The sequence below is a fragment of the Cytobacillus pseudoceanisediminis genome, assembly GCF_023516215.1.
GTDB lineage: Bacteria > Bacillota > Bacilli > Bacillales > Cytobacillaceae > Cytobacillus > Cytobacillus pseudoceanisediminis.
On the sequence record NZ_CP097349.1, the window covers coordinates 4,364,990 to 4,384,009 of the forward strand.

21 protein-coding genes and 2 pseudogenes are annotated in these 19,020 nt (G+C 43.6%); 21 read left to right on the top strand and 2 right to left on the bottom strand.

What is annotated here, in order from left to right:
• Positions 1-23 precede the first annotated feature (23 nt).
• Both M5V91_RS23495 and M5V91_RS23500 read right to left on the bottom strand, forming a co-directional pair.
• A complete protein-coding gene (locus M5V91_RS23495) occupies positions 24-986 on the bottom strand; it encodes a DMT family transporter (protein ID WP_251174315.1) in 963 nt (320 codons plus the stop codon).
• Positions 987-997: 11 nt separating this feature from the next.
• Complete coding sequence (locus M5V91_RS23500) at positions 998-1,651, bottom strand: GntR family transcriptional regulator (protein WP_071159486.1); 654 nt, start codon at positions 1,649-1,651, stop codon at positions 998-1,000.
• Positions 1,652-1,868: 217 nt separating this feature from the next.
• Here M5V91_RS23500 and prfA point away from each other — a divergent pair, with 217 nt between their 5' ends.
• The 21 genes and pseudogenes from prfA (at position 1,869) to M5V91_RS23605 (ending at position 19,017) form a co-directional block, all read left to right on the top strand.
• Positions 1,869-2,942, top strand: a complete 1,074-nt coding sequence (gene prfA, locus M5V91_RS23505) for a peptide chain release factor 1 (RefSeq protein ID WP_019380601.1) — start codon at positions 1,869-1,871, stop codon at positions 2,940-2,942.
• Positions 2,943-2,949: 7 nt separating this feature from the next.
• Positions 2,950-3,803 (top strand): annotated as a pseudogene (gene prmC, locus M5V91_RS23510) (peptide chain release factor N(5)-glutamine methyltransferase).
• Between the two features lie 137 nt (positions 3,804-3,940).
• A complete protein-coding gene (gene spoIIR, locus M5V91_RS23515) occupies positions 3,941-4,615 on the top strand; it encodes a stage II sporulation protein R (protein ID WP_026041616.1) in 675 nt (224 codons plus the stop codon).
• 170 nt (positions 4,616-4,785) lie between these two features.
• Positions 4,786-5,166, top strand: a complete 381-nt coding sequence (gsiB, locus tag M5V91_RS23520) for a glucose starvation-inducible protein GsiB (RefSeq protein ID WP_251174313.1) — start codon at positions 4,786-4,788, stop codon at positions 5,164-5,166.
• Positions 5,167-5,350: 184 nt separating this feature from the next.
• On the top strand, positions 5,351-5,797 hold the full coding sequence (locus tag M5V91_RS23525; protein ID WP_019380603.1) for a GNAT family N-acetyltransferase: 447 nt from the start codon (positions 5,351-5,353) through the stop codon (positions 5,795-5,797).
• Between the two features lie 176 nt (positions 5,798-5,973).
• Positions 5,974-7,015, top strand: a pseudogene (locus M5V91_RS23530) (L-threonylcarbamoyladenylate synthase).
• 111 nt (positions 7,016-7,126) lie between these two features.
• On the top strand, positions 7,127-7,678 hold the full coding sequence (locus M5V91_RS23535) for a manganese efflux pump MntP (protein ID WP_009332258.1): 552 nt from the start codon (positions 7,127-7,129) through the stop codon (positions 7,676-7,678).
• 190 nt (positions 7,679-7,868) lie between these two features.
• Positions 7,869-8,309 (top strand): low molecular weight protein arginine phosphatase, encoded by a 441-nt coding sequence (locus M5V91_RS23540; protein WP_251174312.1) that lies wholly within the window; start codon positions 7,869-7,871, stop codon positions 8,307-8,309.
• Positions 8,310-8,325: 16 nt separating this feature from the next.
• Positions 8,326-9,621, top strand: a complete 1,296-nt coding sequence (locus M5V91_RS23545) for a methyl-accepting chemotaxis protein (protein WP_251266801.1) — start codon at positions 8,326-8,328, stop codon at positions 9,619-9,621.
• A 104-nt stretch (positions 9,622-9,725) separates the two neighbouring features.
• On the top strand, positions 9,726-10,166 hold the full coding sequence (gene rpiB, locus M5V91_RS23550; protein WP_009332252.1) for a ribose 5-phosphate isomerase B: 441 nt from the start codon (positions 9,726-9,728) through the stop codon (positions 10,164-10,166).
• 22 nt (positions 10,167-10,188) lie between these two features.
• Positions 10,189-10,755: a TIGR01440 family protein gene (locus M5V91_RS23555; RefSeq protein WP_251174310.1), complete on the top strand. Its 567-nt coding sequence runs from the start codon at positions 10,189-10,191 to the stop codon at positions 10,753-10,755.
• A gap of 136 nt (positions 10,756-10,891) precedes the next feature.
• On the top strand, positions 10,892-11,233 hold the full coding sequence (locus tag M5V91_RS23560; protein WP_284521522.1) for a sigma-70 family RNA polymerase sigma factor: 342 nt from the start codon (positions 10,892-10,894) through the stop codon (positions 11,231-11,233).
• Positions 11,234-11,241: 8 nt separating this feature from the next.
• Positions 11,242-11,424: an RNA polymerase sigma factor gene (locus M5V91_RS23565; RefSeq protein ID WP_284521523.1), complete on the top strand. Its 183-nt coding sequence runs from the start codon at positions 11,242-11,244 to the stop codon at positions 11,422-11,424.
• Complete coding sequence (locus tag M5V91_RS23570; protein WP_251174309.1) at positions 11,417-12,412, top strand: anti-sigma factor; 996 nt, start codon at positions 11,417-11,419, stop codon at positions 12,410-12,412. Before M5V91_RS23565 ends, M5V91_RS23570 begins: the two co-directional genes overlap by 8 nt.
• A gap of 177 nt (positions 12,413-12,589) precedes the next feature.
• The gene (gene glyA / locus M5V91_RS23575) at positions 12,590-13,831 is read left to right on the top strand and encodes a serine hydroxymethyltransferase (protein WP_251174308.1); all 1,242 of its coding nucleotides are present in this window, start codon (positions 12,590-12,592) and stop codon (positions 13,829-13,831) included.
• Between the two features lie 468 nt (positions 13,832-14,299).
• Complete coding sequence (upp, locus tag M5V91_RS23580; RefSeq protein ID WP_217025985.1) at positions 14,300-14,929, top strand: uracil phosphoribosyltransferase; 630 nt, start codon at positions 14,300-14,302, stop codon at positions 14,927-14,929.
• A 60-nt stretch (positions 14,930-14,989) separates the two neighbouring features.
• The gene (gene wecB, locus M5V91_RS23585; protein WP_251174307.1) at positions 14,990-16,135 is read left to right on the top strand and encodes a non-hydrolyzing UDP-N-acetylglucosamine 2-epimerase; all 1,146 of its coding nucleotides are present in this window, start codon (positions 14,990-14,992) and stop codon (positions 16,133-16,135) included.
• A 69-nt stretch (positions 16,136-16,204) separates the two neighbouring features.
• Positions 16,205-16,396, top strand: coding sequence for a hypothetical protein (locus M5V91_RS23590; protein ID WP_251174306.1), 192 nt, complete (start codon positions 16,205-16,207; stop codon positions 16,394-16,396).
• A 240-nt stretch (positions 16,397-16,636) separates the two neighbouring features.
• On the top strand, positions 16,637-17,233 hold the full coding sequence (locus M5V91_RS23595; RefSeq protein ID WP_192907957.1) for a hypothetical protein: 597 nt from the start codon (positions 16,637-16,639) through the stop codon (positions 17,231-17,233).
• Positions 17,234-17,321: 88 nt separating this feature from the next.
• The gene (locus tag M5V91_RS23600; RefSeq protein ID WP_009332231.1) at positions 17,322-17,561 is read left to right on the top strand and encodes a hypothetical protein; all 240 of its coding nucleotides are present in this window, start codon (positions 17,322-17,324) and stop codon (positions 17,559-17,561) included.
• A 166-nt stretch (positions 17,562-17,727) separates the two neighbouring features.
• The gene (locus tag M5V91_RS23605; RefSeq protein ID WP_251174305.1) at positions 17,728-19,017 is read left to right on the top strand and encodes a serine hydrolase; all 1,290 of its coding nucleotides are present in this window, start codon (positions 17,728-17,730) and stop codon (positions 19,015-19,017) included.
• Positions 19,018-19,020: the final 3 nt, after the last annotated feature.

Consider the following 19,020-nt stretch of genomic DNA (forward strand, 5'->3'; position numbering starts at 1 on the left):
CCCTGCTTACCTAGGGCCTTTTTTTACGCAGCCTTTCTTTTTAATTTTACTTTATTTGAAGTTACATAACTGTGCAGCACCATGCCGATGATCACAAGTGCCATCCCTGTCAAAGAAATTCCAGATGGCAGGGGGCTTGACAGCAGCAGCACTTCGCCGAGAACAGCAAAAAGGACCTCGAGAGACTGGGTTGCTTCCACCGCACCTAGTTTTTGCATATTGCCGCGGACAAGGTCAGTGGCTGCAAAGAAAAGCACCGTGGCAAAGACCCCGGAAAAAAGGGCTACTAAACCGGACTGAGTGACCTGGCCAAAGCTGGGCACTCCGCTTGTTGCCATGGCAGCTGCAGAAAGAATGACCCAGAACGGAAGACTGGCAATTGTCATTCCGAGCACACGCTGGTAGGCATCCAGCCGATTTTCACACACATCCATCATTTTGCGGTTGCCTAATGGATAGGCAAAGGATGCGATAACTAAAGGAATGATTACAAGCATGGTATCCCGAAATGAAATGGAGGAGGCATGCTCGACTTGCATCACAGCAACTCCAAGAAGAATGATCAGGCTCATCATCAGACCGCGAAATGGTACCTTTCCTCTAGCCTTAACAGTTCCTTTTCCAGTTCGATATGCAACGAAAAACAGCGGTGCAAGCAGGGAGCCGGAGATTATCGTAATCTGCCAGGTCCCGGCAATCAGCCAGCCGGGACCATAGGCTGCTGCAAAACATAACGGAGCATAAAATAAACCGAAGCCAACAAAGCTCCATAACAGCCATTGCCCGGGAGTTTTTTTCATCTCAGTAAATAATGGCCGTAAATTCCCTCTGAATGCCACAATGGCACCCAAGAGGGGAATCATGAAAAAATAGCGGAGCGATGCACTCCACAGCCAGCTCCCGCCATCCATTTCCATTGCCCGGTTCAAAACAAATGTAAAAGCAAAAAAGAAGGCGGAGCAAACGCCTAATAGAATAGCCTTCATGCGAGTTCACCTCATTTCCCTGTTAAAAGCCCGCCAAGGCTCAGCCAGTTTTCCTCCACCAGTCTGGATGCCAGCTGCTCCTGGCCTTGCCTGCTAGCTTCCATAATTTTTTTGTGCTGTTCAACAGATTTCAGCCCATTCATAGATCCGAATTGAGCAATTTCCAGACGCTGAATTTTGGGCATAATTCTCTTTAATGCTGAGATAATTTCGGGATTATCTGCAGCAGAAAGATAAACCTCGTGGAAGGCTTCATCTGCTTTTACTGCACCAAGAATATCCTGTTTTTTCATAGCGGCCTCCAAATTTTTATTGGCTGCCTCAAGCCTTTTAAAATCACTTGGCACTAAGCGGGGAACGCCAAGCCTGGCACCTAAAGCATGCAGGGAAGCTGCCACAGGAAAGGCGTGGCTGGCACCTTCTTCATTTAGAGGGGTGACTCGGGTTGATGAACCGGGCGTCGATACAACAAGCCCTTCATCCTCAAGCCGTTTTAAGGCTTCCCGGACAGGCGTGCGGCTGATCCCAAAGTCTTCTGCCAGTTCCTTGTCATGAAGGCGCGAACCCGGTTCAAAATCAAGCTGGATAATATTTTTCTTAATTGTTTCGTATACTTCATCTCTAAGGGACAAACGTTTGATGGGTGTAATGTTTTTGTTTTTCATAAAACCAATATATCGGATATCACAAAAATCCGCAATGATTTTTCAGAAAATTTATTAACAGGGAAGAAGTCATCCTTATTCCCGAATGGTTTTGACTGCAACAATCACCTATACTATAATTAGAATGTTATGGAGTTACGGCTTTAAATAAAATGAAACTATACCCCGCTGGGACAATATCCGGCGGTTATTGGATAAAAAATTGAGGTGAATGGCTGTGTTTGATCGTCTTCAATCTGTCGAGGACCGTTATGAAAGATTAAATGAGCTTTTGAGCGATCCGGAAATTGTCAATGATCCGAAAAAGCTTCGCGAATATTCAAAAGAACAGTCTGGTATTCAGGAAACTGTGGACACATACCGCGAATATAAAGAAGTGAAAGAGCAGTATCAGGATGCGCGTGCCATGCTTGAAGAGAAGCTTGATGCCGAAATGCGCGAAATGGTAAAAGAAGAATTGTCCGAGCTTGAGGAAAGAAAAGAGGATCTGGAAGCACGTCTGAAAATCCTCCTCATTCCTAAAGATCCTAATGATGATAAAAACGTTATTATGGAAATCCGAGGTGCAGCCGGCGGTGATGAAGCTGCATTATTTGCAGGTGACTTATACCGTATGTACAGCCGCTATGCCGAGACGCAGGGCTGGAAGATCGATGTCATTGAGGCAAGCTCTACGGGCGTTGGAGGCTATAAGGAAATCATCTTTATGATCAACGGAAATGGCGCTTATTCCAAGCTTAAGTTTGAAAATGGCGCACACCGTGTTCAACGTGTGCCGGAAACTGAATCCGGCGGGCGCATCCACACTTCAACTGCAACAGTTGCGGTTCTTCCTGAAGCAGAAGAAGTGGAAATTGACATTCATGAAAAAGATATCCGTGTGGATACATTTGCTTCAAGCGGACCGGGCGGACAGAGTGTTAACACGACGATGTCAGCTGTTCGTCTGACTCACTTGCCGACAGGTACGGTTGTATCCTGCCAGGATGAAAAATCACAGATTAAAAATAAAGAAAAAGCGATGAAAGTTCTTCGTGCCCGTGTTTATGATAAATTCCAGCAGGAAGCACAGGCCGAATATGACCAGCAGCGTAAATCAGCAGTTGGTACCGGAGACCGCTCTGAGCGTATCCGGACGTACAACTTCCCGCAAAACCGTGTAACGGATCACCGCATCGGCTTGACAATCCAAAAGCTTGATCAGATCCTTCAAGGCAAGCTCGATGAGGTTATTGACGCGCTGATCGTTGAAGAGCAATCTGCGAAGCTGGACAGTGCATCCAATGAGTAATCCAACTATGAAAGTATATGAAGCCCTCAACTGGGCTTCTTCTTTTTAAAAGAGTCAAACCGCGATGAGAATGCCGGTGAGCTGTTATTGCAGCATTTTATGAAGATGACCAGGGCAAGCTTTTTGGCTAATTTACGTGAAGATTTGAATCCGGAAGTCCTGGATGAATTCCAGAAGGCAGTGCAATCACACGCTGCGGGCCAGCCTGTTCAGTATATCATCGGCTCTGAAGAATTCTATGGGCGCGCCTTCCAGGTGAATGAAGATGTACTTATTCCAAGGCCAGAAACGGAAGAACTGGTTTATAACGCTCTGCAGAAGATAAATAAGCTGTTCGGCTCTGTGAATGGACTTGAAATGGCAGACATCGGTACAGGCAGCGGGGCGATTGCCGTTACGATGAAGCTTGAAAAACCGGAATTAAATGTCACGGCCACAGATATCTACGGACCAACCCTTGAACTGGCTGAGAAAAATGCAGAACAGAATGGCTCGGAAATCGATTTTTATCAGGGTGACCTTCTCCAGCCTCTTATTTCAAAAGGGAAGAAATTTGATATCATTCTATCCAATCCTCCATATATACCGGAAAAGGATATCGAGTGGATGTCAGATATAGTTACCGAGCACGAACCGCACCGCGCCCTCTTTGCGGGTGAAGACGGACTGGACTTATACAGGCGCTTCATGGAAGAGCTGCCAGCTGTCATCAAAGACCGTGCCATCATCGGCTTCGAGGTGGGTGCCGGCCAAAGTGAAGCAGTTTCATTACTCCTGAAGCAGGCATTCCCGCAGGCAAATGTGGAAACAGTCTATGACATTAACGGCAAAGACCGGATGGTTTTTGCGGAAATAGAGTAACACAGCCGCCGGCATGGCGGTTTTTTATTAGGTGAGAGGCACTGCATCAGAATACTATAAAAAAATTTAATTTTAATAGTTTAAGATTCTGGCAACCTGTCCACACTGTGGATAGTGAAGGGATGGTGCCGGAAATGATGAATACAAAAACGATTGTGAAATTATATGTACTGATTTTATCCTTAGGAACCATTTTAAGTTTATATATACCGCAAACAGAAGTGACGGCAGATGAGCCGATGGTCATACCAAGTGAGGCAATCAGGCTGCGCATTCTGGCCAACAGCGATAATGAAGAAGACCAGGCGATTAAGAGGAAAGTAAGGGACGCAATAAATGCAGAGATCACTGAGTGGGTGGCAGATTTAACTTCAATCGAAGATGCACGTGAACTGATCCAGTCCAGATTGCCTGAGATTCAAAAGATTGCAGAAGAAGTTGTAGCTGATGAAGGATCTGATCAGAAAGTAAATGCCGACTTTGGAAAAGTCAGCTTCCCGACGAAATTATACGGACAGTTTTTATATCCGGCTGGCGAATACGAAGCGATCTTGATCACTCTTGGCGAAGGAAAAGGAGCCAACTGGTGGTGTGTGCTTTTCCCTCCTCTTTGCTTCCTTGATTTCTCAAACGGTGTGGCTGTAAGCGAAGGCTTTGAAGAAGGAGAAAAGAAGGGAGAAGTAAAAGCAGAAGAAATCGCTGCTGATACAGATTCCGAAAAAGAAACAGCACCTGTTTATACAGAAGAAGATGAAGAACCTGTGGAAGTAAAATTCTTTTTAGCTGAAATATGGGAGAAAATCTTCGGTTAGTCCTTGCTGCAGAGCGAGGTCTTCCTTTTTAGAATCATTATAAAAACTGGAAATCAAATTACATTTAAGACAAGCATTTAACATCTTCTTTTCATGCGTTTGATTCTACTAAAAACGGATATTTAAAGTAGTGTAACAACAAAACATAAACAAAAAGGAGATGAAAGATAATGGCTAAAAACAACAATAATAACAACGATAAAATGTCTCGTGAGGAAAGGGGACGCATGGGTGGAGAAGCAACAAGCCGCAACCATGATAAGGAATTCTATCAGGAAATAGGCCAAAAGGGCGGAGAAGCAACAAGCCAGAACCATGACAAGGAATTCTATCAGGAAATAGGCCAAAAAGGCGGAGAAGCAACAGCGGAAAATCATGATAGTGAATTCTATCAGGAGATTGGCCAAAAAGGCGGAGAAGCGACAGCGGAAAATCATGACAAGGAATTCTATCAGGAAATTGGACGCAAAGGCGGAGAAGCAACAAGTGAAAACCATGACCGCGATTTCTACGAAGAAATCGGCAGAAAAGGCGGCAACTCGAACGACTAAACCCGCCGCAGAAAAATTGCATATGATAGTAATATAAACACGGCAGCGGAATTCAAACAGCTGCCGTGTTTTGTTTTACAATAATCTTTCTTTCTCTCACATCCTGAAATATTTTTCAAATCTAGTTCTACTTTTTCTATTTTTTCATATTCATAGAGTGACAATTAGAAAATGGGGTGAAGAAATGGAAACAGGTGTAGTGAGATGTGCTGATGCTTCAGATGTGGAGAATCTGGCATCTTTTCTGGAATCGGCAAACTTAAGTACGGATGGGATAAGGGAAGCAATCGAATATTTTTTGATTATGGAGAGTGATTCCGGGGATATTAAGGCTACCCTGGGAATTGAACCCCATGGAAAGATTGGTCTTTTGAGATCACTTGTGATGACATCCACAGCATCAGAAAAAGATCTATTTATTTTGTTTGAGCAAATATTATTGCTGGCAAGGGATCGGGGCATGGAATCCTTATATCTCGCATCAAATAAAAGAAACTCGCTGGCATTTTTCAGCCTGCTTGGCTTTAAACAGGAAGAAACAGCCCACTTGCCGGAAGTTTTATTCGAGTCGGAGCATGTTAAGCATATCATGACTGTGGATAACTCTTTCTTTTTGAAATTATCCATGTGAATTGTGGGTATCTTGCTAAAGTTATACACAAATCCCTCTTATTTATACACAATTTGTGGATAAGACTTGAGTTATCCAGCTTCTTCTACTATACTTTCCAAAGGAATGTTCAAAAAAATGTCGAAAACATAGGAATTTTGACAGCAAAAAAACATTTTTTGTGAAGGTGGATAACAATGATTACAAAAAGATGGTCGGTGGATAACAGTGTGGATAAAGAAGATAGTTATTCACAGTGTTCACAAGCTGCCGATCTGTTAAAAAAATGAAGTGGTCGCTTTCCCCACAGAAACCGTATATGGATTAGGCGGGAATGCGGAAAATGATGAAGCGGTCAGAAAAATATTTGAGGCGAAGGGACGTCCGAGTGATAATCCCCTGATTATTCATATTGCTGACAAAGGCAAGCTTGATGCTTTTGTAACCGAAATTCCGCAAAATGCGCAGGCGCTCATGGATCGATTTTGGCCGGGACCGCTTACGCTCATTTTTAATCTAAAGGAAGGTGTTCTTTCCCATTATGCAACGGCAGATTTATCTACAGTTGCTGTGAGAATGCCTGATCATCCAGTAGCCCTGGCGCTGCTGAATAAAACAGGATTGCCAATTGCCGCTCCAAGTGCGAATCGCTCGGGAAGGCCCAGTCCGACAACGGCTGACCATGTGTGGGAAGACTTGAATGGAAGAATAGCTGGATTAGTGGATGGAGGTCCGACAGGCGTTGGCGTGGAATCCACCGTAGTGGATTGTACAGGTGATGTGCCTGTCATCTTAAGGCCAGGCGGCATTACGAGAGAACAGCTTGAAGAGGCTGTAGGCGAGATCATCGTAGATCCTGCATTAGCGGATGAAAGCCAGGCGCCAAAATCTCCCGGCATGAAATACCGTCACTATGCGCCGGATGCTCCGCTTTATCTAGTAGAAGGAACAAAAGAAGACATCCAGTATTTTGTTGAGGATAAAAAGAAGGAAGGCCTTTCTGTGGGGGTTCTGACAACATCGGAAAACCTGGAATTTTATCGCGCTGATTTTATCTATGCCTGCGGACAGCGGGATAAGCTTGAAACCGTGGCCAGCTCGCTCTATGAAGCATTAAGATACTTCAACACAACAAATGCTGATATTATTTTCTGTGAGATGTTCCCGGGTGAAGGTGTCGGGCACGCAATCATGAACCGCCTGATGAAAGCAGCAGGACACAGGGTCATTAGGAGATAGATAATGAAACCGTTTCGTCATGAGGCGGTTTTTTGTTTTGGAAAACGGTCGGCATTCTAAAACCGTCTGGACGTGCATATGCTGAATTAGCAAGTCCAAGGAGGCGGAAAAATGTCTGTAATGATCGGGGAAATTTTAACACTGGCTCTAATGGCATTCGCATTGGGGATGGATGCCTTTTCGGTAGGTCTTGGCATGGGGATGTACAAACTCCGCCTCAGACAAATAGCAAAAATCGGCATCACCATTGGACTTTTCCATGTATGGATGCCTTTATTGGGAATGATAGCAGGCCGATTTCTATCAAATACATTCGGAGCCATTGCCGGTTATGCAGGCGGGGGATTGCTCCTTTTATTAGGTGTGCAGATGATTTGGTCAAGCTTCAGGGATGATGAAGACAGCTTAATCACCCCTGTGGGCATAGGGCTGATGATTTTTGCCTTGAGCGTCAGCCTTGATAGTTTTTCAGTAGGCCTCAGCCTCGGAATCTACGGTGCCAAAACCTTGCTTGTGCTCGTGTTCTTCGGAGCCGGGGCGACCATCCTCACATGGGCTGGCCTCCTCACTGGCAGGAAGGTACAAAGCTGGATCGGCTCCTACAGCGAGGCGCTCGGTGGTGCCATCCTCCTTGCCTTCGGGGTAAAACTCTTATTTTTATAAAAGTGAGCCTGTGTTTAAATGTTAATATTTTGTGAAAAATGGAAAGGGTGCGGGTCGCCCTTTTTCTTTTTTTGCAAGGGAGCTATAGGTGTTATGGGAATTTTGACTTATAATGTAAGAAAAGTGCAAACTGAAATATTTGAATAAAATTTTATGGTTATAGACCGATATATAAGGAGGGAGTATCTCTGTGACAAAAATATTATTTGTATGTACAGGAAATACTTGCAGAAGCCCGATGGCAGAAGCCATTTTAAAAAGCAAATCGCTCCCGGGTGTAGAAGTGAAATCGGCTGGAGTCTTTGCAGCAGACGGCAGCGAGGCGTCCCCGCATACAAAAAGTGTGCTGGAGGAGCATGGGATACCGCTGCAGCATCAGTCTTCCAGTATGAGTAAAGAGTTAATTGACTGGGCGACCTATATTTTAACAATGACAGCCGGCCACAAAAATACCGTTCTGTCCATGTTTCCTGATGCGGGAGACAAAACCTTCACACTAAAAGAGTTTGCCGGAGCCGCGGGAGATATTATCGATCCATATGGGGGACCGGTTGAGATATATAGAAATACATTTAAAGATCTGACAGAAGCGATTGAACAAATGTTGGATCGCGTAAAGAGACCAGATTAATCAGGGGGACAACATAATGGGGGAGAAAAAGGGCTATAAGTTTGGCCTTAGGAAAAAGCTCGTATTCTTTATCACATCGCTGGCCATCATTACATACACCACAAGTGCCATATTTCTTTACTTTCTATTTCCTGGTATTGAAGAAATGCTTCCATTTGGAGAGGCTGTTTTTACTATTATAACTTTAGGAATGGGTATTTTTTGGTCAGGTGTTCTTGCTTTTTTTGCTGCAGGTTTCATTATCAAACCTTTACAGAAACTTGAAAAAACGGCACTCATGGCTGCCAATGGCGATATCGGCCAGGACGCAGAGCTTTCCAAGTCAGATGATGAAATCCGTTCATTGGGCATTGCATTCAATCATATGCTTTTCAATTTAAGGGATATGGTCCATAAAATTGACGAGAATTTTAGAGAAACGAATGAAAAGGTCATTGCGATGTCTTCCGAGTCTTCAGCAGCTGCAGAGCAGGCAGATTCGATTGCTAGAACCATTAGCGAAATTTCCCAGGGAGCAGATAGTTCTGCGGTTTCCATTCAATCAACAGCTGAATCAATGGAAGATGTCCTGAGAATTGCTCAGGAGGTCCAGGATACAGCAAAAGCATCACAAAATGTTTCCGGCGAAATGGTTCAGGACTTGATGGAATCAAAGAAAGTGATCCATTCACTTATTTCAGGTATAGAAAAATTGGCCCGCGATAATGAGGAATCATTGCAGACAGTGAAGCGCCTTGAACAAAATGCCGTGAAAGTGGAGCAGATTATTCAGCTTGTCGGTGATATTGCAGCGCAGACTAACCTTCTTGCTTTAAATGCTTCCATTGAAGCAGCCCGTGAGGGGGACCATGGCAAAGGGTTCGCCGTAGTCGCTGAGGAAGTGCGTAAACTTGCAGATGAAAGTGCACAGGCAGTGCAGGGCATCTCAGAATTGATAAAAAACATTCAGGAAGAGGTCCGCAATGTTGTTACGCAAATCTCTTATCAAGTGGAGACTGCTAATAATGAAGTGAAAAAGGGGACGAAAACAAACGAAGTGATTGAAGAAATGGCGAAAGTGGTCAATGAAATGGCTGCATCTGTGTCTGCTATTTCAGGCTTGGTTGATAACCAGATGGAGGGAATACAGCTTACATCCACACAATCCCAGGAAGTTGCGGCGATTGCTGAAGAAACATCAGCAGGCGCACAGGAGGTTTCAGCAGCCACTCAGCATCAGACTGCTGTGATTGGAAATGTAGAAAGACTGGCCATCGAGCTTAAAGAACAAGCGGAAAAATTAAATAGCACAATTACTAAGTTTAAACTTTAAGGGAGCCCAAAATGCAGCTCCCTTTCTTTATATTTTCAATGTTTTGTGTCAAAATAAAAGCATAATGTCAAAATTAAGCGGGCTTCAAACAGGAGGGTTTCATAATGAAAATTGCAATTGCATCAGACCATGGCGGACTTAATCTCCGCGAGGAAATCAAAAGCCTAATGGATGAAATGAACATTGAGTATGAGGATTTCGGCTGTGAATGCGAAACTTCAGTAGATTATCCGGATTATGCATTGCCTGTTGCTGAAAAGGTAGCAGGAGGGGAATTCGATAAAGGCATTCTGATCTGCGGGACGGGGATTGGCATGAGCATCTCCGCTAACAAAGTGAAGGGAATTCGCTGTGCGCTTGTGCATGATGTATTCAGTGCCAAAGCAACCCGTGAACATAATGACAGCAACATCCTCGCTATGGGTGAACGAGTGATTGGCCCAGGCCTGGCTCGTGAAATTGCAAAAGTGTGGCTTTCAACGGAATTTGAAGGCGGCCGCCATGAAAACCGTGTAGGAAAGATTACAGCTTACGAAACGAAGTGAATCTTCCGAAAGGGTGAGCATTTTGATTGAACAATGGAAAAAAGAACTGGATATAATCATTCGTGAATTTAGCGAACAAGTACTTCTAAGAGAAAAGCATATTATAGTAGTTGGCTGCAGCACAAGTGAAGTGGCCGGGAAAAGTATCGGCACAGCCGGAACGGAACAAGTGGCTGAAATGATTTTTGAACGTCTGGACAAGCTCCACAAGGATACGGGGGCAGCTCTCGCCTTTCAATGCTGTGAACATTTGAACAGGGCACTCGTAGTTGAGAGGGCTGTTGCTGAAGCAAAAAGCCTGGATGAAGTAACCGTCATCCCTCACCGCACGGCCGGCGGCGCGATGGCAGCATATGCCTATGAACACTTCAAAGATCCCGTCATGGTAGAGTTTGTCAAGGCAGATGCGGGAATTGATATCGGCGACACCCTGATCGGCATGCATCTGAAGCATGTAGCCGTTCCGATCAGGACCTCACAAAAATCAGTGGGCGAGGCCCACGTCACCATGGCCAAAACCAGGCCGAAACTGATCGGCGGGGCACGGGCGATCTATGAACGTAAACCAGAAAATGAATCATGCAGTTAAACTCTATGGGTGACAGGCACCTATACCACTTCATCAAACTGGTATAGGTGCCTGTCACTTTTTTATGGAACGTGTAACATTCAGGAAGGAAGAACGTGTATAAAGTGCAGCTTTTCTTGAGAAAGGGGAGAAACCGTTGAAAGAAAACAGGCGGGATAGGCTGGATGATTTATATCGGCATTATGCCAGACCGCTTTATTACTATTTATATAAAATGTCAGGCTCCAAGGAAACAGCGGAGGATTTAACTCAGGAAACATTCATTAAGGCAACGATTTCTCTCTCTTTCTATAAACAGGAAGATGTAAGGGCATGGCTATTCAAAGTAGCAAGGAACGCCTATTTGGATGAATGGAGGAAACGGCAGAGGAGAAAGAAGGTTCCTTTTGCCGGCTATTTATTTTCCAGAGATGAAATGACAAGTCCCTATGGGCTGCCGGAGGATGAAGCATTAAATAAAGAATCGAAGAAAAAGTAGCAGACCTTATGAGCTGCCTGCCGGAACAGTATCGGTCCATTTTATATTTAAGAGAATTTGAGTCTTTTAGCTATAGTGAAATCCAGGAGGCGCTGGATCTATCGGAAAATCAAGTAAAGGTGACACTGCATCGGGCCCGGAAAAAGCTGACACAGCTCGCCGATGAACATTGGAGGGAAAAACATGACTGACTGGAACAAAGACCGCGAAAAGAAAATCATGGCCAAATACCGTTTTACCTTAACATTCAGAGTAATGAGGGTCATCGCTGCCTGTCTGCTTTTGTTCTGGGTTTATATGATGGCCGTGAATATATTATCCGATGCCGCCAATAGTGAAAAGAAGCATGTATTTTACAGCAAGGTAGCTCTTGATTGGAAGCATCCGAATCTATATGAGGATTTTGGTGGTTTTGTTAATAAAGAACTAACACCCTTTCTGACACAGAAAATATCTTATCCGATTTCCAGCCAGATTGGCCGCGAATCTCAAACAATCGGGGAGGTTCACATTGAGAAAAGGCTGCTAAATTCGTATTCAACCTTAAAAATCCAGAAATATAAGCCGCAAAACGAAAACATTTACCGTTTCTCTCTGCCTGAAAATCCGAAAAGCGGAAAAAGGCTATCAGCTGAAGGGAAACCAGGTGTTTGGGCATCTCTTGACAAAATACACGACGGGACTGTGGCGGAAATGGCATTTTCCACACAGTCATTCATGGAACCTGAAGATCTTCTGACCTTGTTAGAGCCCTATGACCTGGAAGTCCTTTGGATGCCGCTCTATACAGGGGAACTGAAGGAATTTCAGACGGGGTATGGAAGCGGAGGCAACTCAATCGAATTAACATCCATTTATGGTCTGACTGGAGGAAGGGAAGCAGGAGAAGATTATATGTCAGAGTCGAAATTGGCTCTTAATGAGGAATTTATGGAAGAAAATAAAAAGTTGATGCTGAAACAGATGGAAAACCTGTTAAAAAATGAATCTCAAAGCTATTATGAAAACTTTTTAGGACTGGATCATCTGAAAGAACGTCATCAATATCTGCAAAAAAACGGCTTCACTGTCTATGGAGCAGTCGTTACCGGCCCGGTAAAAGAGCTATTAAAGCTAAAAGAAGAAAAGCAAATCCGTGCGCCATACCTTGGCGAAGTGGATTATTGGAACTGGGAATAAAAGGATGGTGACAGGCACCTATACCACTTCATCAAACTGGTATAGGTGCCTGTCACTTTTTCGGAAAACATGCTAAAATGAAAAAGAATTTTCACAAAAAGATCGATACATAAAAATGGAGAGCCTTAACAAAGCTTTCCTTTATTAAAAGTGTGTTGGAGAAAAGGGAGGATTCTTATGAAGCATTTAGCACAGCAGGATGAGCAGGTTTTCAAGTCGATTCAGGAAGAATTGGGACGCCAGAGATCAAAGATTGAATTAATCGCTTCTGAAAACTTTGTCAGTGAAGCGGTAATGGAAGCACAGGGTTCTGTTTTAACAAACAAGTATGCTGAAGGCTACCCAGGCCGACGCTATTATGGCGGTTGTGAACATGTGGATGTAGTCGAAGATTTAGCACGTGACCGTGCGAAGGAAATTTTCGGAGCAGAGCATGTGAACGTGCAGCCGCACTCAGGTGCACAGGCAAATATGGCTGTATACTTCACTGTCCTTGAACAGGGAGACACTGTTCTTGGCATGAATCTATCCCATGGTGGTCATTTAACTCATGGCAGCCCTGTTAACTTCAGCGGCGTGCAGTACAATTTCGTCGAATATGGGGTGGATAAAGAAACACATCGCATCAATTATGATGATGTGCTTGAAAAGGCCCGTCAGCATAAACCGAAACTAATTGTAGCGGGTGCAAGTGCCTATCCGCGTGAAATTGACTTCAAGCGTTTCCGTGAAATTGCCGATGAAGTCGGTGCCATGCTGATGGTTGATATGGCTCATATTGCAGGTCTTGTAGCTGCTGGGCTTCATCAGAATCCGGTTCCGTTCGCGGACTTTGTTACAACTACCACGCACAAGACATTACGTGGACCGCGCGGCGGCATGATTCTCTGCAAAGAAGAATATGCGAAGAAAATTGATAAATCCATTTTCCCTGGAATCCAGGGCGGTCCTTTAATGCATGTTATTGCGGCAAAAGCGGTTGCCTTCGGCGAAGCGCTTCAGGAAGACTTCAAAACATATGCAGGCAATATTATTTCTAATGCCAAAAAGCTGGCGGAAGCATTGCAGGCTGAAGGAATTGACCTTGTATCACAGGGTACAGACAACCATCTGCTCTTAGTTGATCTCCGCTCCCTTGGTTTAACAGGGAAAGTTGCTGAGAAAGTACTTGATGAGGTCGGCATTACAGTCAACAAAAACACGATTCCTTTCGATCCGGAAAGCCCATTCGTGACAAGCGGCTTCCGCATCGGAACAGCGGCTGTTACGTCCCGCGGATTTGGCGAAAAAGAAATGCAAGAAATTGCATCCATTATTGCCTTCACACTAAAGAATCATGAAGATGAAGGGAAGCTTCAAGAAGCGGCTCAGCGCGTCGAAGCCTTAACAGGCAGCTTCACTTTATACCCTGAATATTAATCAATCAGCCGGCCACAGCAAGAGGCCGGCTTTTGTATGGTTATATAAGGAAATTTCGAACTTCGAGAACTGTCTGGCGCAAGCAGCCTGCCCCCTCGAGGTTACAAGCTTGTCTAGCTGGGGCTCCAGGGACTCTAGGTCTAAGCCCGTTTCCTTTCAAAGGGAAAAATGGCTTCTTACAGGAACCGTCTTATGCTTGAGGCCCGCAGGTCAAGGAAGGCTTCGTCAGCATAATCCTCGCACGAACAAAAGCGGCAGCTTTTGGGAGGATGCGGGTCATGCAGACTCTGCCACAGGACGTGACGCTCTTAGCCTGCGTTCCTTAGGTGAACGAGGCGCTTACGCTTTTCTTTTAAAAATGACTTTTCTTTAACAAAAGCGAATCATAGTTGCCGATGGAACTGTTTTTCTGTAAAATTAGACGAAGTGTGGTTCGACTAATCTGCATATTGAAAAGGAGAGATAATCATGGCAAAGGTTTACGTTTTTGACCATCCATTAATTCAGCATAAGCTTACATACATTCGTGAAAAAAGTACGGGAACAAAGGAATTTCGTGAGCTTGTCGATGAAGTGGCAACACTTATGGCATTCGAAATCACCCGTGATATGCCTTTAGAAGAAATTACAATAGAAACTCCAGTAAGCACGATGAAGTCCAGCGTACTAGCAGGTAAGAAGATAGGAATTATCCCTATTCTGCGTGCAGGAATTGGAATGGTTGACGGCATCTTGAAGCTAATTCCAGCTGCAAAAGTGGGTCATATCGGTTTATACCGCGACCCGGAAACACTGCAGCCGGTTGAATACTATGCAAAGCTTCCAAGTGATGTGGAAGAAAGAGATTTCATCGTGGTTGACCCAATGCTTGCAACTGGAGGTTCCGCAATTGAAGCCATCCACTCTCTTAAAAAGCGCGGAGGCAAAAACATTAAATTCATGTGCCTGATTGCTGCTCCTGAAGGGGTAGAGGCTGTACAGGAAGCTCACCCTGACGTTGACATCTATATCGCAGCATTAGACGAAAAATTGAACGAAAAAGGCTATATTGTTCCTGGTCTCGGTGATGCAGGCGACCGTTTATTCGGAACGAAATAATCTCAGCTCATTGATGGACAAAAAGATTGAAAATATCTTTTAAAAAAGAAGGTGCTCCGAATGATTCGTCCAATTAAAGTGATGACGATTTTCGGGACAAGGCCGGAAGCCATTAAAATGGCACCCCTTGTTCTTGAATTGGAAAAACGCCCTGATCAGTTTGAATCGATTGTCACCGTTACGGCACAGCATCGTGAAATGCTGGATCAAGTATTAAATATTTTTAAGGTCACACCAGATTATGATCTGAATATCATGAAAGATCGCCAGACACTGGTGGATGTGACAACACGCGGACTTGAGGGTCTTGATAAGATCATGAAGGAAGTAAAGCCGGATATCGTGCTTGTACATGGAGATACCACTACAACGTTTATTGCAAGCCTTGCCGCTTTCTATAATCAGATCGTAGTCGGCCATGTGGAAGCGGGACTGCGCACATGGAATAAATACTCCCCGTTCCCTGAGGAAATGAACCGCCAGCTTACAGGTGTCATGGCTGATCTGCATTTCTCGCCAACATCGAAGTCAGCGGAAAACCTTTTAAATGAAAATAAAAAGAAGGATAGTATTTATATCACTGGAAACACGGCAATCGATGCACTTAAAACGACTGTTAAGGACGCGTATCATCATGAAGTCCTTGAGAAAATTGGCGATGACCGCCTTGTGCTTCTGACTGCACACCGCCGTGAAAACCTGGGCGAGCCAATGCGGAACATGTTCAAGGCTATTAAAAGGCTGGTGGAAGAACAGAAAGATATACAAGTCGTATATCCAGTTCACTTGAACCCGGCTGTACGGGAAATCGCATCAGAAATCCTCGGCAGCGATAGCCGCATTCATCTTATTGAACCTCTTGACGTCATTGATTTCCATAACTTTGCATCAAGAGCTCATCTGATTTTGACAGATTCGGGCGGAGTCCAGGAAGAAGCGCCTTCCCTTGGTGTGCCTGTACTTGTCCTCCGTGATACAACGGAAAGGCCAGAAGGAATTGAAGCCGGCACCCTTAAGCTTGCCGGCATTGAGGAACAGCCTATTTACGAACTGGCAACTGAACTTCTGACTGACCGGGCAGCTTATGAAAAAATGGCAAAGGCCGTAAATCCATATGGTGACGGAAATGCCTCCAGTAGAATTTGCGAAGCAATCCGCTACCATTTTCAACAGACTAATGATCGTCCGGAAGAATATAAACCGTAAAACTAAAAAAATGCACCTCTCTTAAAAGGAGGTGCATTTTTCTGTTCTTTTCTATAAAGGGGAGGGGAGATGAGTGTCAAACTACTGCAAAATTACATGGTTGATATGTTGGTGGTTGGGTGGGTGATCATGAGTAGATGGATTTTTATAGTATTAATCAATAATTATGTTAAAAGTCTCTTTCCCCGCAAAGCTGGAAAAGTTATGATAGAGTATAGGAGAAATGGAAGTAAAATTCATGTTGAAATAGTAAGCGGTTAACATGTTGATGGTTGGATGGATATTTGCAAAATGTTGATATATAAGTGTTTATAAGTTTTTTGGAGTGATTAATTGGCCTGGTCATGGTTGAAGAAATGGCGGCTGAAATGGCTTCGTTGATGGGGAATTCACCGCAAAAATATTGATGGTGGTTTTGTTGGCGGTTAGGTGGTTAGTCATAGGTAATGCCCAGAGGCGGCTGGGTGAATCGGTAAGATACCAAGAAAGGTGCTGAGGACGTTGGCAAATCAGTATTTGACAATGAAGGAGCTCAAAGAAGCACTTCCGGACATACCTGAGAATAGCTTAAAGCGTTATTTGCAGGAGCATGCAGAATACATAAATTATCGGAAAGAACACAATCGCTATAAAATCCAGGCTTCCGAAATCGAAAAGCTTAAATTCATCCGGAAATTGTATTCAGATGGGTTAAAGAAAGAGGAAGTCACAGCAAAGCTTGAGGATGCAGGCATCCCAGTGATTATTACAGTGGAAGATGACGAAGAAAGCAGCACCACTTCACTGGTGAATGTGAATTCAGAACTGACAGATATGAAAAAGCTGGTCAGCTTTCTCGTTCAGCAAAATGAACAATCCCGTCTAACCCAAAATAAAATCAGAGAACAAAACAAACAGCTGATACATGAGGTGCATGAGCTCAAACTCACAATTGAAGATTTAAGAAATGCCCATGCACAAGGCTATGAAAAAGAGAGCGAAAAAGTCACTTCCCTCTATGAAAAACTGATGGCGACACAAAAGTCTGTAGAAGAAGTAGCCGGTGCATTGGAAGCTGAAAAAAGCAAAAGCATCTGGCAGAAGATTTTTGGAAAGTAAAGGCAATCCCAAATTGCAAGATGTACGTTTAGACTCCTGTCTTCAGGGTATTGGCATAATGATTTTAAATACTCGGGAGGTCGAATAAATGAGAGCATTAGCCGTAGTAGAAGGAGCATTAATTGTCTGGATCATCATGCTGCTGGGTTCATTAATGAATACCTTCATGTCCGAAGGTTTTATCGCCCTGGTATTTAAACTGGCAGAAGGAAAAGGAATTCTGCTTACATTATTATTAATAGCCGCGACGCTAACGGATATGTGGAGAGATAAGAAGCGTGACCGGTTAATTCAAAAGGGGAAACTTGAACCGAATCAGCTGTTTTAATACATAAAGGGAGTAAGCCATCATTTATTTGATGGCTTATTTTTTTCGTGATAATCTAAAAGTACTATTTTCTGAAAATACTAAAAACTATATTGATAATCGATTGAAAGATAGATAATATTAATTATACAAAATATTGTATATTGGTTATAAAGGAGATGAAAATTTGAAAAGGTTAAAGACATTGTTAATAGTATTGGCATTAGCCTTAAGTTCTGCAGTATTTTCTGGAAATATGGTGAATGCCACAGAACGGTCCGGGCAAAAATTAAGTCATGCTGATCCGAAAAAGGCTGGCTTTGATCCTGTCAAATTAAAGGGTATTGATAGAGCAATTACGGAGGCTATTGAGGATGGTATTACACCCGGTGCAGTAGTTCTTGTGGCAAAGGATGGAAAAATCGTCAAAGTGGAAGCATATGGATATGCACAAAAATACGATATGGGGGAATTACTCAGTAATCCCCGAAAAATGAAAAAGAGAACAATCTTCGATCTTGCTTCAGTTACGAAGGTGATGGGAACAACTCAGGGCATTATGAAACTGGTAAGTGACGGTGAACTTTCAGTCAATGACAAGGTATCTGAATATATACCTGAGTTTGCTCAGCGTGGAAAAGAAGATATTACAATAGCCGACTTGCTGACACACACCTCAGGATTGACTCCTTGGAAACCGACATACCTATATGCTGACAATTCGGAAGAGGTTCTGAGTTATATAAACCAGCTGCCCCTTGAATACCCGACTGGAACGGACAGAAGATATAGCGATTTTAGCTTTATGATGTTGGGTTTTTTAATTGAAGAGATAAGTGGACAAAAATTGGATAAATACTTAGAGGAAAATATATATAATCCCTTAAAAATGCATGATACGATGTTTACTCCTCCTGAACATTTCAAACATAAAATTGCAGCTACTTCCTGGGGGAATCCTTATGAATATAAAATGATTGATGACCCTAATTTTGGGTACTATGTTGAAGAAAGTCCGGATATGTTTAAATACTGGAGAAATTACACACTAATTGGAGAAGTTAATGATGGGAATAGCTTCTATGGCAATAAAGGTATTGCTGGCCATGCTGGTTTATTTTCGACAGCAAGGGACCTTGCCGTATTGGGCCAGACCATGTTAAATGGCGGAACATATGGAAAAACCAAAATGTATGATAAAGAAGTGATTGATATCTTTACCTCTCCTCAGCGCTTTGGCCAGGGATATGGCTGGGAGCTGGATAAAAGCTGGTATATGGGAGATCACTATTCTGACATAGCCTTTGGCCATACTGGTTTTACTGGAACCCAGGTTATTGTAGATCCAAAGGAAAACCTCCAGATTATCCTGCTGACGAACAAACAAAACAATGATCCTTTACCAAGCGGATCATACCGCAGCACAGGAGCACTTTCAAAAGAAGTAGCTAATATTGTTTATGAATCCTTGAACTAGCCG

What these genes read in the sequence shown, in the direction of transcription:
- M5V91_RS23525 (WP_019380603.1), top strand. Translation starts at nt 5,351, where the DNA reads ATGGAAACAGGTGTAGTGAGATGTGCTGATGCTTCAGATGTGGAGAAT.
- M5V91_RS23500 (WP_071159486.1), bottom strand. Translation starts at nt 1,651, where the DNA reads ATGAAAAACAAAAACATTACACCCATCAAACGTTTGTCCCTTAGAGAT.
- gsiB (WP_251174313.1), top strand. Translation starts at nt 4,786, where the DNA reads ATGGCTAAAAACAACAATAATAACAACGATAAAATGTCTCGTGAGGAA.
- M5V91_RS23600 (WP_009332231.1), top strand. Translation starts at nt 17,322, where the DNA reads ATGAGAGCATTAGCCGTAGTAGAAGGAGCATTAATTGTCTGGATCATC.
- M5V91_RS23590 (WP_251174306.1), top strand. Translation starts at nt 16,205, where the DNA reads ATGAGTGTCAAACTACTGCAAAATTACATGGTTGATATGTTGGTGGTT.
- M5V91_RS23545 (WP_251266801.1), top strand. Translation starts at nt 8,326, where the DNA reads ATGGGGGAGAAAAAGGGCTATAAGTTTGGCCTTAGGAAAAAGCTCGTA.
- spoIIR (WP_026041616.1), top strand. Translation starts at nt 3,941, where the DNA reads ATGAATACAAAAACGATTGTGAAATTATATGTACTGATTTTATCCTTA.
- upp (WP_217025985.1), top strand. Translation starts at nt 14,300, where the DNA reads ATGGCAAAGGTTTACGTTTTTGACCATCCATTAATTCAGCATAAGCTT.
- M5V91_RS23570 (WP_251174309.1), top strand. Translation starts at nt 11,417, where the DNA reads ATGACTGACTGGAACAAAGACCGCGAAAAGAAAATCATGGCCAAATAC.
- rpiB (WP_009332252.1), top strand. Translation starts at nt 9,726, where the DNA reads ATGAAAATTGCAATTGCATCAGACCATGGCGGACTTAATCTCCGCGAG.
- glyA (WP_251174308.1), top strand. Translation starts at nt 12,590, where the DNA reads ATGAAGCATTTAGCACAGCAGGATGAGCAGGTTTTCAAGTCGATTCAG.
- wecB (WP_251174307.1), top strand. Translation starts at nt 14,990, where the DNA reads ATGATTCGTCCAATTAAAGTGATGACGATTTTCGGGACAAGGCCGGAA.
- M5V91_RS23565 (WP_284521523.1), top strand. Translation starts at nt 11,242, where the DNA reads ATGAGCTGCCTGCCGGAACAGTATCGGTCCATTTTATATTTAAGAGAA.
- M5V91_RS23535 (WP_009332258.1), top strand. Translation starts at nt 7,127, where the DNA reads ATGTCTGTAATGATCGGGGAAATTTTAACACTGGCTCTAATGGCATTC.
- M5V91_RS23495 (WP_251174315.1), bottom strand. Translation starts at nt 986, where the DNA reads ATGAAGGCTATTCTATTAGGCGTTTGCTCCGCCTTCTTTTTTGCTTTT.